Consider the following 14,049-nt stretch of genomic DNA (forward strand, 5'->3'; position numbering starts at 1 on the left):
AGCCCGGCGGGACCGAGTAGCCCGGCGGGACCGAAAACCCGGCAGGACCGCGTAGGGGCCGCCGCGTCGCGACGCGGCGGCCCCTACGTTTGCCACGTCAGCGCGTCGCCGCGATCGGCTCCAGGATGACCGCGTCGACCAGGTCGCGCGCCCAGTTGAGCAGCGCCGTGTCGCGCAGCGGCTGGCCGCCGATGCGGGCGGTCATCGGCTTCGGCACCAGGATCTGGTGCACGGCCGACTTGACCAGCGTCTTCGGATAGAGCCGCTGGAGCCGCAGTTGCTGCGACTCGCGCAGGTCGACCGGGCCGAAGCGTACGAAGTTGCCCTGCAACGTGACGTCCGACAGCCCCGCCTTGCGAACGTGCGCGCGGAACCTGGCCACTTCCAGCAGGTTCTCCACGGGGACCGGCAAGGGGCCGTAGCGGTCGATGAGTTCGTCCCGCACCGCGGCGATGTCGTCCTCGCAGGTGATCGCCGCGATGCGCTTGTACGCCTCCAACCGCAGCCGCTCCCCCGGCACGTAGTCGTGCGGAATGTGCGCGTCGACCGGCAACTCCACCTTCACCTCGGGCACTTCCTCGCCCTGATCGCCCTTGTACTCGGCGACCGCCTCGCCCACCAGGCGCACGTACAGGTCGAACCCGACCCCCTGGATGTGCCCGGACTGCTCACCGCCGAGCAGGTTGCCCGCGCCGCGGATCTCCAGGTCCTTCATCGCGACGAACATGCCCGCACCCATCTCGGTGTGCTGGGCGATGGTCGCCAGGCGCTCGTGGGCCGTCTCGGTGAGCGGCTTCTCGGGCGGGTAGAGGAAGTACGCGTACGCCCGCTCGCGCCCGCGGCCCACCCGGCCGCGCAGCTGGTGGAGCTGCGAGAGGCCGAAGTTGTCGGCGCGTTCCACGATCAGCGTGTTGGCGTTCGAGATGTCGATGCCCGACTCCACGATCGTCGTGCAGACCAGGACGTCGAACTCCTTCTCCCAGAAGTCCACGACGACCTGTTCGAGGGCGTTCTCGTTCATCTGCCCGTGCGCGGTCGCGACGCGCGCCTCCGGCACCATCTCGCGGATCTTCGCGGCGGCCTTGTCGATCGACTCGACCCGGTTGTGGATGTAGAAGACCTGGCCCTCGCGCAGGAGTTCGCGACGCACCGCGGCGGCGATCTGCTTGTCGTCGTACGGCCCCACGAACGTCAGCACCGGGTGCCGCTCCTCGGGCGGCGTGGTGATCGTGGACATCTCGCGGATGCCGGTGACCGCCATCTCCAGCGTGCGCGGGATCGGCGTCGCGGACATCGTCAGCACGTCGACGTTGGCGCGCAGCTTCTTGAGCTGCTCCTTGTGCTCGACGCCGAACCGCTGTTCCTCGTCCACGATGACCAGCCCGAGGTCCTTGAACCGGGTGTCGGACGAGAACAGCCGGTGCGTGCCGATCACCAGGTCGACGCTGCCGTCGGCCAGGCCCTCCAGCGTGGCCTTGGCCTGCGACTCGGTCTGGAAGCGCGACAACGCCCGGATGTTGACCGGGAATTGCGCGTACCGCTCGGCGAACGTCGAGAAGTGCTGCTGCACCAGCAGGGTCGTGGGCACCAGGACCGCGACCTGCTTGCCGTCCTGCACCGCCTTGAACGCCGCGCGCACCGCGATCTCGGTCTTGCCGTAGCCGACGTCGCCGCAGATCAGCCGGTCCATCGGGACCGACTTCTCCATGTCCGCCTTGACCTCCTCGATGGAGGAGAGCTGGTCCGGCGTCTCGGCGTACGGGAACGCGTCCTCCAACTCGCGCTGCCACGGCGTGTCCGCGCCGAACGCGTGCCCCGGCGCGGCCATGCGCGCCGAGTAGAGCTGGATCAGCTCGCCCGCGATCTGCTTGACCGCCTTCTTGGCACGGGACTTGGTCTTCTGCCAGTCGGCGCCGCCGAGCCGGTGCAGCGAAGGGGCCTCGCCGCCCACGTACTTGGTGACCTGTTCGAGCTGGTCGGTCGGGACGAAGAGGCGGTCGCCGGGCTGGCCGCGCTTGGCCGGCGCGTACTCGACCACCAGGTACTCGCGCTGCGCGCCGCCGACCGTACGCTGCACCATCTCGATGTAGCGGCCCACGCCATGCTGTTCGTGCACCACGAAGTCGCCGGTGCGCAGTTGCAGCGGGTCGACGACGTTGCGGCGGCGGCTGGGCAGGCGACGCATGTCCTTGGTCGAACTGCGCTGACCGGACACGTCGGTCTCGGTCAGCACGAGGAGCTTAAGGCTGTCCGAGACGAAGCCGTGCTCGATGCGCCCGGTGGTCACGTGCACGAGCCCGGACTCGGGCGCGGTCGGCAGGTCGGGGTCGAGCCGGGCGGTCACGCCTTCACCGGACAACAGCTCGACGTACCGCTGCGCCGGGCCCTGACCCTCGGTCACGAAGACGATCCGCCACTCCTCGGCGAGCCGCCCCTTGACGTCGGCCAGCACCCGCGCGGAGTCACCGCGGTACGACTCGACCGCGTGCGCCCCGATGGCCACCGTGCCGGCCTCCAGCCGCACGTCGAGGTCGGTGTCGGCGCTGAACGGGCTCGTGGTCCACCAGGCCACGCCCAGCTCGTTCGCGTGCTCGCGCGTGTCCGCGAGGCTGCGCAGCGAGGCGGCGCCCAGGTCGATCGGGCTCTCGCCGCCACCGGCCGCGGCGGCCCACGACGCGTCCAGGAACTCCTGGCTGGTCGCCACGAGGTCGGCGGCCCGGGTCCGCACCCGCTCGGGGTCGCACACCAGGATGTGCGCACCCGCGGGCAGCACGTCGAGCAGCATCTCCATGTCGTCCACGAGCGCGGGCGCCAGCGACTCCATGCCCTCGACCGCGATGCCCTCGCTGATCTTGCCGAGCATGTCCGCGAGGTTGGGGTGCTCCTCCAGCAGCACGGCCGCGCGCTCGCGCACGTCGGCGGTGAGCAGCAGCTCACGGCACGGCGGCGCCCACAGGCCGCCCTCGGCGACCTCCAGCGAGCGCTGGTCGGCGACCTTGAAGTAGCGGACCTCCTCGACCTGGTCGCCCCAGAACTCCACGCGGAGCGGGTGCTCCTCGGTGGGCGGGAAGACGTCCAGGATGCCGCCGCGTACCGCGAACTCGCCGCGCTTCTCGACCAGGTCCACGCGCGCGTACGCGGCGGCGGCCAGCCGCTCCACCACGTCGTCGAGCTCCGCCTCGACGCCTGCGGTCAAGCTCACCGGCACCAGGTCGCCCAGGCCCTTCACCTGCGGCTGCAGCACGCTGCGGACCGGCGCGACGACGACCTTGACCGGGCCTCCGACGGTGTCCGGCGCGCCGGGGTGGGCCAGCCGCCGAAGCACGGCGAGCCGGCGGCCGACGGTGTCCGACCGCGGCGACAACCGCTCGTGCGGCAGCGTCTCCCACGCGGGGAACTCCACCACGGACTCCGGCGGCAGAAGCGACCCCAGCGCGCTGACCAGATCCTCGCTCTCCCGCCCGGTGGCCGTGACGGCCAGCACCGGCCGTCCGGCACGGGCCGCGATCGCGGCGATCACAAACGGCCGCAGCGCGGGCGGCCCGACCAGGTCGAGGTGGGTACGCCCACCGCTCGCCGCGGCCTCGACGGCCTCGGCGAGGGCGGGATCGGTGACGACGACATCAAGCAGACCGGTAAGGCTCATGAGATGCGCGGATCCTCCGGACGAGCGACGCGCGGGCAACGCGGAACGCCCCGGCCTGAGAAGGACCGGGGTTCCCCCAAGAGTACGCGGCCCACCGAAAACCTGCCGGACAGCCGCCCCCGCCCCCCGCTCCCCCACACCCCACTAGGCCAAACGAGTGAACCCCCACCATTCACGCCACCCCCCGCCACCCCGCTACCTACCGTTCCCCCATGGTCACTTCGCACGCAGGCATTGCGTGGCGCTGACACGGACGTCCTCGGTTACTACTCGGAGTTCCTGGAAGTCGGGCCGGACAACACCCCGGCGCGAGCCTTCTGGAGGGACTTGATGTACCGCGGCAGCTTCTTCCCCGGGCGCGGGACGCTCGTCGAGGAGAGCCAGAAGATCGGCGAGGCGCGGGCGCGCGCGGCCGACGTCCTGCGCATTCTGGAGCGGCGCGGCGTGGCCGTACCGGAGGTCCACCGGCAGCGCGTGCTCGAATGCGACGACCTCGGTGTGCTCGACGACTGGTTCGATCGCGCGATCACCGCCGAGGCGGCGGACGAGGTCTTCGGCGAGCCGCAACAGTAGCTGTCGGCTGCTCTGCCCCGTGTTGTACGGCCCGGTGTGACGAGTGCCGCTTGGCCGGTGCGGTCTTGCCCCTTGGCAACGCAAGGCGTAGGGGATCAAATGAGACCGGAGAAATCTGACGACGCGTCGGATTACTGAGAGTCACATCGGGTCGTACGGGCGTACAGGGCGAGGGAGACGACGCAAAAGATGAGTGGCGAGGCGCAGAAGCTCTTCATCGGTGGCGAGTGGGTCGAGCCGGACCGCGGCCACTATGAGGTGATCAACCCGGCGACCGAGGAGGTCGTGGGCCTGGCTCCCGAGGCGTCGGTCGAGCAGGCGCACGCGGCGGCCGAGGCCGCCTCGAAGGCGTTCGAGTCGTGGTCGCAGTCCACCCCCGAGCAGCGCGCCGCGATCCTCGACCGGGCCGCCGACCTGCTGTTCAAGGGCGGCGATCTGCCGGCCCTGGCCGCGGCCGAGTCCGGCGCGACGCCGCAGACCGCGATGATGATGCACGTCGGCACCGCGTACGCGCGCTTCAAGCGCTACGCGAAGGGCGCCCTGGAGCCGGTCGAGAGCGCGCTCCCGCCGTCGATCGCCCCGGCCACCGCGCTCAGCAAGGCGGGCGTGTTCGGCTCGCTGGTGATCCGCCAGCCGGTCGGCGTCGTCACCTGCATCACGTCGTACAACAACCCGCTGGCCAACACCGCGGGCAAGATCGCCCCGGCCATCGCGATGGGCAACACCTGCGTCGTCAAGCCCGCGCCGCAGGACCCGCTGGCGGTGTACCGCCTGGCGAACGCGCTGGAGGAAGCGGGCCTGCCCAAGGGCGTGCTCAACATCGTGACCGGCTCGGCGCCGGACGTCGGCGTGGCCACCGTCGAGTCGCCGTTCGTCGACATGGTCAGCTTCACCGGTTCGACCCAGGTCGGCATGAAGATCGCCGAGGCCGCGGGCCGCGGCATGAAGCGGCAGCTCATGGAGCTGGGCGGCAAGGGCGCGTGTGTCGTGTTCGACGACGCCGACATCCCCGCGGCGGTCGCCGGCATCGGCACCGTGTGGAGCTTCTACTCGGGCCAGATCTGCACCGCCCCGACGCGCGTGATCGTGCAGCGCGGCGCGTACCAGCAGCTGGTGGCGGGCCTGGAGGCGTACGCCAAGGCACTCAAGGTCGGCAACCCGGCCGACGAGGGCGTCGTGGTCGGCCCGGTCATCTCGGCGGTGCAGCGCGGTCGCGTGGAGGACCTGGTCGCGCAGGGCAAGGCCGAGGGCGCGCACCTGGTGGTCGGCGGCGAGCGCCCCGACTTCGACAAGGGCTTCTTCGTCGCCCCGACGCTGTTCACCGAGGCCACGAACGAGATGAGCATCGCCCGCGAGGAGTTCTTCGGCCCGGTCGTCACGGTCATCCCGTTCGACGACGAGGAGGAGGGCGTCAAGATCGCCAACGACTCCGACTACGGCCTGATCAGCTACGTCTTCTCCGCGGACTCCGAGCGCGCCTTCCGCGTCGCGCGCCGCCTCCGCTCGGGCGGCGTCGGCGTCAACACGGTCGGCCGCAACATGGAGGCGCCGTTCGGCGGCTTCAAGAAGTCCGGCGTCGGCCGCGACGGCGGCTCGTACGGCCTGCACGCCTACAGCGAGATCCAGTCGCTGGTCTGGCAGGGCTGACCCCACACGCAACCACCCGAGGGCCGCACCGGATTCACCTCCGGTGCGGTCCTTCGTGGTCGGGGATGGGGTCGAGGGGTTCGTATGCGTGAGTCGTCCACGTGAGGTCGACCTGAGTCCGATCGAGTTCGTCACGTCGCGCCAACGCGTGGGCCACGAACACACCGAGCAGGCGGTCGCGGCGGTGAGGGGCGGTTGGCAGGGGTGTCGGGGGAATTGCCGCCGGGCGGGTGGGTTGTCGCATAGCCTGACGGGGTGCGGCCGGGGGTGGCCGTGGGGCCGGGGGGCTGGGGGTATCGGGTGCGGGATTTGCGTGCCGATGTGCGGCGGGTCGTACGAGGGGCCGCCGGGCGGTTCGTCGTGCCCGTCGCGGCGCAGTTCGACGCCTCGACGCGCGCTCGTCGGTGGGAGTGGTTTCGCGAGGCGTTCCCGGACATCGACAAGCTGCGGGTGGTCGACCTCGGCGGGTCCGTCGACTTCTGGTTGCACGCGCCGGTGCGGCCGGCGCATGTCGAGGTGGTCGGCATCGACGCCAAGCCGCGGCGGGTGCTGTCGTGGCTGGAGCTCGGGGTCGGCGATCCGGTGACGTACGCCGGAGCGTACGACGTCGCCCTGTGCGACGGGCTGTTCGAGGTCGAGTCCGGTCGTCGGCGCGAGGCGCTCGCGGGGGCGGTGCGCGGGCTCGCCTCCCGCTACTGGGTGCGCGCCGCGCGCGTTCGGCGGGCGGAGTTGGAGCGGTTGTTCCCGGACGCCGTCGTGCGCCGGGAGCGCCGGGGCGGGCTCGTGGTGTCGCATATCGCCGCCAAGCCCCGCTAGCGCGGGGACGGCAAGGGTTGTTGGGGAGGGGAACAGCATGCGGGTGGTCATCGCGGGTCAGGGGTACGTCGGGCTGCCGCTGGCGGTACGCGCGGCGCAGGTCGGCCACGACGTCGTCGGCTACGACACCGACGCACGGCGGGTGAAGCAGCTTGCCGCGGGCGAGTCCTATGTCGAGGACATCCCGTCGGCGCAGGTCAAGGAGATCCTGGACGCGGGCCGCTACCGCGCCACCGCCGAGCCGCGCGAGCTGGGCGGGTTCGACATCGCGGTCATCACGGTGCCCACGCCGCTGCGCGAGGGCGTGCCGGATCTGACGTACATCGAGGACTGCGCGCGCACGCTGTCCCGGTATCTGCGGCCGGGCGCGACGGTGGTGCTGGAGTCGACGACGTACCCGGGCACGACCGAGGAGTTGGTCGGGCCGCTGCTGGAGGAGGGCTCCGGGCTGGCCGCCGGGCGGGACTTCCACCTCGGTTACAGCCCCGAACGCATCGACCCGGGCAATCCGACGTGGAACCTGGTCAACACGCCGAAGGTGGTCTCCGGCATCGACGCCGAATCGCTGGCCGTCGTCGACGGGTTCTACGGCTCGCTGGTGGACCGCACGGTGCCGGTCACGTCGCCCAAGGAGGCCGAGCTCGTCAAGCTGATCGAGAACACCTTCCGGCACGTCAACATCGCGCTCGTCAACGAGGTCGCGATGTTCGCCCACGACCTGGGCATCGACGTGTGGGAGGCGATCGACGCGTGCTCGACGAAGCCGTTCGGCTTCATGCGCTTCACCCCCGGGCCCGGCGTCGGCGGCCACTGCCTGCCGATCGACCCGTCGTACCTGTCGTGGCGCGTGCAACGCACTCTCGGGCAGAGCTTCCGGTTCGTCGAACTGGCCAACGACGTCAACAACCACATGCCCGACTACGTGGTACGCCGCCTCACCGCCGCGTTCAACGCCCGGCAGCGCTCGGTCAACGGGTCGCGCGTGCTGCTGCTCGGTCTCGCGTACAAGAAGAACACCGGCGACGCGCGCGAGTCGCCGTCGACGCGGATCGCCCGCCTGCTGCTGGACCTCGGCGCCGAGGTCAGCGCGGTGGACCCGCACGTCGACCTCGCGCAGCGGGTCGACGCTCGGCTGGTCCGCGTGGAGCTGACGGCCGAGGCGGTCGCCGCGGCGGACGCGGTGGTCCTGCTGGTCGACCACGACGACCTGGACCTCGCGCTGGTGCGCGAGCACGCCGCGTACATCCTCGACTGCCGCCGCTCGCTGGGCCGCGCGGACAACGTCGAGGTGCTGTAGCAGTCGTCCGATCAGCGGTGACCGGAGTGGAGGGGTCGTGAACAACGCCACGGGGGCGTCGAGCGCAGGCGGGCCACCTGTCGATCCGCGGCCGGGGTTCGCCCCGGAACGCCTGGCCCGGCTCGCGGTACGCGCGGTCGCCGATCTGAAGCTCGACCTGACCGGCCGGACGGTGCTCACCGAGGCGGCGACCGGGGCGTACGCGGTCACCCCGGTCCTCGCCTCGCTCGCCGGCGCGCGCGTGATCGCGCTGACCCGCGACACCAGGTACGGCACCGCCGAGGAGGTACGCCACCTCACCGGCCTGGTCGCCCTGTTCGCGGGCACCCGGCAACCAATCGACATCGTCACCGAGTTGACGCCACGTCATATCGAGGCGGCGGACGTCGTGACCAACAGCGGCCATCTCCGGCCCATCGACGCGGAGTTCGTCGCCCGCCTCAAGCCCACCGCCGTCGTCCCCCTGATGTACGAGGCATGGGAGATCGGCCTCGGCCGCCAGGACGTGGACCTCGCCGCCCTGCGGGAACGCGGCATGTCCCACGCGGGCACCAACGAACACCACCCGTCCGTCGGCGTGTTCGACCACCACCGCGCCATGGTGGTGCGCCTGCTGTCGGACTGCGGCGTCGCGGTCTACGGGGCGAACTGCGTCGTCCTGTGCGACAACCCCTTCGAGCCGGAGATCGTCGACGGCCTCGTCCGGGCCGGCGCGCAGGTGCACGGCGCGGACTCGCTCGACCTGGTGAACACCCCGGAGGACGTCGACGCCGTCGTGGTCGCGCTGCGCCCCGGCGACCGGCCCGTCATCGGCGCCGCCGAGGCGTCCAGGATCGCCGCCCGCTGGCCGGGGGCCGCGGTCGTGCAGGTGTGGGGCGACCTCGACCGTGAGGCGCTGACCGCGAGCGGCGTGCCGTTCTGGCCGCCCGTCGGCCCCGCGCCGGGGCACATGGCGATCCTGCCGTCCGCGGTCGGCCCGGAACCGATCGTGCGGCTTCAGGCGGGCGGGCTGAAGGTCGCTCAGATCCTGCTCACCAGGCCGGAGTTGCGCAGTGACGAGGACAGGGAGTACATCGATGACCTCTGAGGCGAAGCCGCGCGTGCTCCTCGTCGGTATCGGCCCGACCACCCGAGACGCACTCGAGGCCCTGGCCGAGCGCTTCGACGTCGTGGCACTGGTACGCCCCGGCGACGACGACACGACCGCGTACGCCGGGAAACTCGGCGTACCCGTCGAGCCCGGGACGCGCGTCGCCGACATCGAGGCGCTCGTCGAACGCCTGGCTCCCGACGCCGTCGTGGTCTCGTCGTACGACCGCATCCTCCCCGACCGCCTGCTCTCCCGCCGCCCGTTCGTCAACGTGCACTACTCGCCGCTGCCGCGCGGGCGCGGCCGGGCCAACGTCAACTGGGCGATCGTCAACGGCGACGCCGAGACGGCCATCTCAGTGCACACCATGGCCCCGGGGCTGGACGCCGGGGGCATCCTGCACCAGGAGTCCGTCCCGATCGGTCCGCGCGACACGGTGACCGACCTGTACGACCGCCTCAACGGCCGCCAGCGCGCCGTTCTCGCGGACGCCGTCGCCCGCCGCCTGGCCGGCGACGAGGGCGATCCCCAGGACCACTCCCTGGCGACGTACGGCTGCACCCGGCTGCCCGAGGACGGCGAGATCGCGTGGTCCGCACCGACCGCGGTGACCGATCGGCTGATCCGTGCGCTGACGCCGCCGTACCCCGGCGCCTTCACGCACTTCGGCCTCGAAACCCTGCGGATCCTGCGCGCCGAGCCCGCCCCCGACGCCCCCGACTACACCGGCCGAGTCCCGGGACGCGTGGTCCTGGTGGACCGCACCGGCGCGGGCTGGGTCGACGTGCTGACCGGCGACGGCGTTCTGCGCGTCCACGAAGTCGCGGTCGGGGACGGCGAGTCCGCGGCGGTGCCGGCCGCGAGCGTGATCAGGTCGGTCAAGACGACCCTCGGCCTGCGCACCGCGGACCTGCTGCGCCTGCTGCGCGCCGCGCCCACCCGGGAAGACGGCTGAGGCCGTCGGCTGCTACGGCACCCGTTCCGACGGGTCGACGCGCAGCGGAACCGTGCCGCCCGAGACGCACTCACCGGTCGCCAGGTCCCACTTCCAGTGGTGCCGCGGGCATTCGACGACGCCGTCCTCGATGTCGGCGTGCGCGAGGTCCTCCCCCGCGTGCGGGCAGAACCGCTGGAAGGCGTACCCGCAGCGCTCGATCGTCTCGCCCGACGCCGCCTCGTCCCGTTCGCGGACCATCTGCATGGTCTGCGCCGGCTGGTTGCCGTAGCGCAGCAGGCTCATCAGCGTCAGGTCGAACACGTCCGGGTCGCGGTGCAGGCTCAGCCGCAGCGACAGCAGCGCCTCCTCCCACCCGATGCGCCCGTCCACGATCGCCCGCAGGGCGCGCGGCGGAACGTGGATGGTGTAGCCCGCGTCGACCGGGTCCTCCTCCAGCACGCCGCCGACCCGGCCCAGGCGTACCGCCCACGTGACGCCGTCCGCGACCAGCCGCACGTCGCGCTCGTAGTCGGCCAGGAACCGCTTGTTCCAGCTCGTCAACTTGGCGAAGTATCCACTCAGTTCCTCGGCCCCCACCGGCTCGAACGGTTCCTCGTGGTACGCCGCCCACTCGTCCGCCCGGCGCACCCGGTACGCCGCGAGGTACCCCTCCGGGTCCTCCCGCCACGCCGCGCGCCCCGGCAGGCCCGACTCGACGGGTCCGTCCGCGGTCAGCGCGTCGCCCGGTTCCAGGCAGACCGCCGCCACTCCGGGGCAGGCCGCCGCGAAGTCGTCGGCCAGGTCGTCCCACACCGGGAAGATGGTCGCCGTACGGTCGTTGAACCGCTCCAACTCGGGGTCGAGGAAGCACGGCGGGCCCGCCGCCGGGAGGTATGCGGACGCACCCGTCAGCCGCACCTTGCGCACGAGCGTGTCGAACAGGTCGCCGCGCACCTCCGCGGTCTTGCGGCGCTGCACTTCGTCCGGGTAGGCGTAGCAGTTCGGGTACCACATGGCTCCCGAGTACTGCGCCGACAACAGGTCCACGTCGGTCGGCAGTTCGGACAGCGGGGTGTTGCAGTCGTTGAGGTCGAGGAAGCGGAAGCCGTCGAGGTCGACGACGAGCCCGCTGTCCTCCTTGTGGCTTGTGTCGAGGAGCATCGTGAGCACGAACCCGTCGGCCACCTCGTGCCGTTCCTTGTGCCCGAGACTGACCACGGTACGGAAACCCAGCTCCTCCAGCCGCCGCACCAGCGCCTTGGAGCGGAAGCGCGGCACGACAACGGTCGTCGCGTCGCGGTCGATGAGTTCGAGGGTCCGCTCGTCGAAGTGGTCCTCGTGCGCGTGCGACAGGTAGAGCAGGTCGTACGCGTTCGTCACCACGTCGTCCAGCAGCGGCCGGTTGTCCGGGAACGGGAACCACGAGCCCAGGAACGCCGGGTGGAACCACGGGTCGATCAACAGCCGCACACCCGCGTGCTCGATCTCGTAGGACGCGTGCCCGAGCGACCGGATGCGGGCGCCTTGGGGCAGCGTGCGGCCGGTCATGCGCCGCTCCCGGAGGCTCCCGCCCGGGCCAGCGCCTTGCCCAGCGCCTCGGCCACGCGGACCTGCTGCTCCTCGGTGATCTGCGGGAACAGCGGCAGCGTCAGGATCTCCGCTGCCGCCCGTTCGGACACCGGGAAGTCACCGGGACCGTGGCCGAGTTCGCGGAAGGCGGCCTGGAGGTGGACCGGCACCGGGTAGTGGATCCCGGCGCCGATGCCGGCGGCGTTGAGTTCCGCCAACACCTCGTCGCGCCGCGGGACGCGGACCGCGTAGAGGTGCCACACGTGCACGTTGCCGGGTGCGGTACGCGGCAGCCGTACGTCCTCCAAGTCCGCCAGCAGCGCGTCGTACCGGGCCGCCGCGGCCCGGCGGGCGGCGTTCCAGTCGGTGAGCCTCCGCAGTTTCGCGCGCAGCACGACCGCCTGCAGGGTGTCGAGACGGGAGTTGAAGCCGAGCCGGTCGTGCGCGTACTTGCGGGACGAGCCGTGGTCGCCCAACTCACGGACCACCCGGTCGAGTTCGGCATCGTTCGTGAGCACCGCGCCGCCGTCGCCGTACGCCCCGAGGTTCTTGCCCGGGTAGAAACTGGTGCCGGCGGCGAGGCCCCACGATCCGGCGCCGCGGCCGTCCTGGGTGGCACCTTGGCACTGCGCGGCGTCCTCGAACAGCCGCAGCCCGGTCTCGGCGGCCAGGGCCGCCAGCGGTGCCATCGGGGCGAGTTGGCCGTTCAGATGGACGGGCAGCAGGCCCCAGGCGTCGCCGCGCGATTCGGCGGCACACTCCGGGTCGAGGAGCAGGAACTCGTCGTCCACGTCCGCGAACACCGGCCTGCCGCCGGCCCGGACGACCGCTTCCGCGGACGCCACAAAGGTGTTGGCGGGCATGACCACCCCGGCACCGGCCGGCATCTCGGCGGCGCGCAGCGCGAGTTCGAGCGCATCGGTGCCGTTGGCGACGCCGACGCAGTGCGCGGTTCCGCTGAACGCGGCGAACTCGGCTTCGAAGGCCGCCACATCCGGGCCCTTGATGAACGCGCCGGTGGCCAGGACGCGGGCGAAGCCCTCCTCCACCTCGGCGGCGACCTCGGCGTGTCCGGCCAACAGGTCGACCAAGGGGACGTTCCCGGCGGCCGGGCTCGTCGCGGGGTTCGCCGTCGCGTCGGTCGCCGGACTCGACGCCGGGCTCGATGCCGGACTCGACGCCCGGCTCGCTGCCGGACTCGATGCCGGGCTCGTCTCCTGACTCATGCCCCCGCCTCCGCCAGCTCCGGTGCGGCGACGCCCGCCGCCGCGTACAACACCGAGACCACACGGTCCTGCTGAGCTTCCGTCAGATCGTGGAAAAGCGGCAGGATCAGCGAGTCCCGGGTCAGGCGCTCGGTCGCGGGAAGCGGCCCGTGGGGGGTGTCGGCGTACGCGGGCTCCAGGTGCGCCGCCATGATGCCGCGCCGCGCCGATATGCCCTCGGCGGACAGGCGGCCCAGGAGCGCGTCGCGTTCGAGCGGGAAGTCCTCGGGGAGCAGCGCCCAGCACGCCTGGTAGTTCGTCGTGCCGTACTGGGGGTCCGCGACGAGCCGCAGCCCCGGCACCCCGGCCAGCAGCCTGCGGTACCGGTCCGCCAGCTTCCGGCGGCGCTCGACCATGGCGTCCAGGCGCCCGAGTTGCACGAGTCCGATGGCGGCCTGGACGTCGGTCATGCGGTAGTTGAAGCCGAGTTCGTCGTACGTCTCCAGAACCGGCGGCGCGCCGCCCCGGTCGGCCGCGTCGCGGTCCGCCGCGCTGACGCTCATGCCGTGCTCGCGCAACCGCCGCAGCCGGACGGCGACATCGGCCCGGTCCACCGTGACCATGCCGCCCTCGCCGCAGGTGAGCAGCTTGCGCGGGTGGAACGAGTAGGTCGCGAAGGCCGCCCCCGCGCCGACCTGGCGGCCGCGCAGCCGGGAGCCGGCCCCGCACGCGGCGTCCTCGACCACGACGATGCCCAGCGGGTCGCAGAGTTCGCGTACCGCGTCGAGGTCGGCGGGCACGCCGCCCTGATCGACCAGGATCACGGCCCGCGTGCGAGGCGTGCGCACCGCGTCGACGGTGTCCGCCGTGAGGTTGCCGGTCTCGATGTCCACGTCCGCGAAGACGGGGCTCGCGCCCACGTACCGCACCGCGTTCGCGGTCGCGATGAACGACAGCGACGGGACCACGACTTCGTCGCCTGGACCGACCCCGGCGCCGATCAGCGCCAGATGCAGCGCGGTCGTGCACGACGACACCGCGACCGCGTCGGCCGCGCCGACCCGCTCGGCGAACGCCGCCTCGAACGCGGCCACTCTCGGCCCCTGGGCCACCCACCCGGAGCGCACGGCCTCGGCCGCCGCCTCCGCCTCCTCCGGACCGAACCACGGCCGCATGACCGGAATACGCTCGCTCACCGAACCCCCCACACGGATTTCCCCCCACGTTTGTCCACTTGCCTCGGGCGGCCGCCTCGTCCGGCCGCCCGGT

General features: G+C 71.9%; 10 protein-coding genes. 6 read left to right on the top strand and 4 right to left on the bottom strand.

The genetic code is table 11. From position 1 onward, the window contains the following. Window positions 1-97: 97 nt before the first annotated feature. On the bottom strand, window positions 98-3,646 hold the full coding sequence (gene mfd / locus ACWD12_RS01785) for a transcription-repair coupling factor (protein ID WP_450097894.1): 3,549 nt from the start codon (window positions 3,644-3,646) through the stop codon (window positions 98-100). Between the two features lie 330 nt (window positions 3,647-3,976). Here mfd and ACWD12_RS01790 point away from each other — a divergent pair, with 330 nt between their 5' ends. From ACWD12_RS01790 to ACWD12_RS01815, 6 genes are all read left to right on the top strand, one after another. Beyond that, window positions 3,977-4,219 (top strand): hypothetical protein, encoded by a 243-nt coding sequence (locus ACWD12_RS01790; RefSeq protein ID WP_450097895.1) that lies wholly within the window; start codon window positions 3,977-3,979, stop codon window positions 4,217-4,219. A 189-nt stretch (window positions 4,220-4,408) separates the two neighbouring features. Then, window positions 4,409-5,866 carry an aldehyde dehydrogenase family protein gene (locus tag ACWD12_RS01795; RefSeq protein ID WP_450097896.1) on the top strand — a complete coding sequence of 486 codons (1,458 nt, stop codon included), beginning with the start codon at window positions 4,409-4,411 and terminating at the stop codon, window positions 5,864-5,866. A gap of 309 nt (window positions 5,867-6,175) precedes the next feature. Further along, the gene (locus ACWD12_RS01800) at window positions 6,176-6,682 is read left to right on the top strand and encodes a hypothetical protein (RefSeq protein ID WP_450097897.1); all 507 of its coding nucleotides are present in this window, start codon (window positions 6,176-6,178) and stop codon (window positions 6,680-6,682) included. Window positions 6,683-6,719: 37 nt separating this feature from the next. Beyond that, window positions 6,720-7,979 carry a nucleotide sugar dehydrogenase gene (locus tag ACWD12_RS01805; protein ID WP_358360687.1) on the top strand — a complete coding sequence of 420 codons (1,260 nt, stop codon included), beginning with the start codon at window positions 6,720-6,722 and terminating at the stop codon, window positions 7,977-7,979. A gap of 37 nt (window positions 7,980-8,016) precedes the next feature. Beyond that, window positions 8,017-9,066: a hypothetical protein gene (locus tag ACWD12_RS01810; RefSeq protein WP_450097898.1), complete on the top strand. Its 1,050-nt coding sequence runs from the start codon at window positions 8,017-8,019 to the stop codon at window positions 9,064-9,066. Continuing rightward, window positions 9,056-10,024, top strand: a complete 969-nt coding sequence (locus tag ACWD12_RS01815; protein ID WP_450097899.1) for a methionyl-tRNA formyltransferase — start codon at window positions 9,056-9,058, stop codon at window positions 10,022-10,024. Before ACWD12_RS01810 ends, ACWD12_RS01815 begins: the two co-directional genes overlap by 11 nt. 12 nt (window positions 10,025-10,036) lie before the next feature. On the opposite strand, the gene ACWD12_RS01820 is transcribed toward ACWD12_RS01815, so the two are convergent. Genes ACWD12_RS01820 through ACWD12_RS01830 form a run of 3 tightly spaced genes read right to left on the bottom strand, consistent with a single transcriptional unit; the run spans window position 10,037 to window position 13,976 of the window. Continuing rightward, the gene (locus ACWD12_RS01820; RefSeq protein WP_450097900.1) at window positions 10,037-11,554 is read right to left on the bottom strand and encodes an MBL fold metallo-hydrolase; all 1,518 of its coding nucleotides are present in this window, start codon (window positions 11,552-11,554) and stop codon (window positions 10,037-10,039) included. Then, a complete protein-coding gene (locus tag ACWD12_RS01825; protein ID WP_450097901.1) occupies window positions 11,551-12,801 on the bottom strand; it encodes a DegT/DnrJ/EryC1/StrS family aminotransferase in 1,251 nt (416 codons plus the stop codon). Before ACWD12_RS01825 ends, ACWD12_RS01820 begins: the two co-directional genes overlap by 4 nt. Then, window positions 12,798-13,976 (bottom strand): DegT/DnrJ/EryC1/StrS family aminotransferase, encoded by a 1,179-nt coding sequence (locus ACWD12_RS01830; protein WP_450097902.1) that lies wholly within the window; start codon window positions 13,974-13,976, stop codon window positions 12,798-12,800. The genes ACWD12_RS01825 and ACWD12_RS01830 overlap by 4 nt, the downstream gene beginning before the upstream one ends. Window positions 13,977-14,049: the final 73 nt, after the last annotated feature.

This window comes from Streptodolium elevatio (assembly GCF_053592165.1).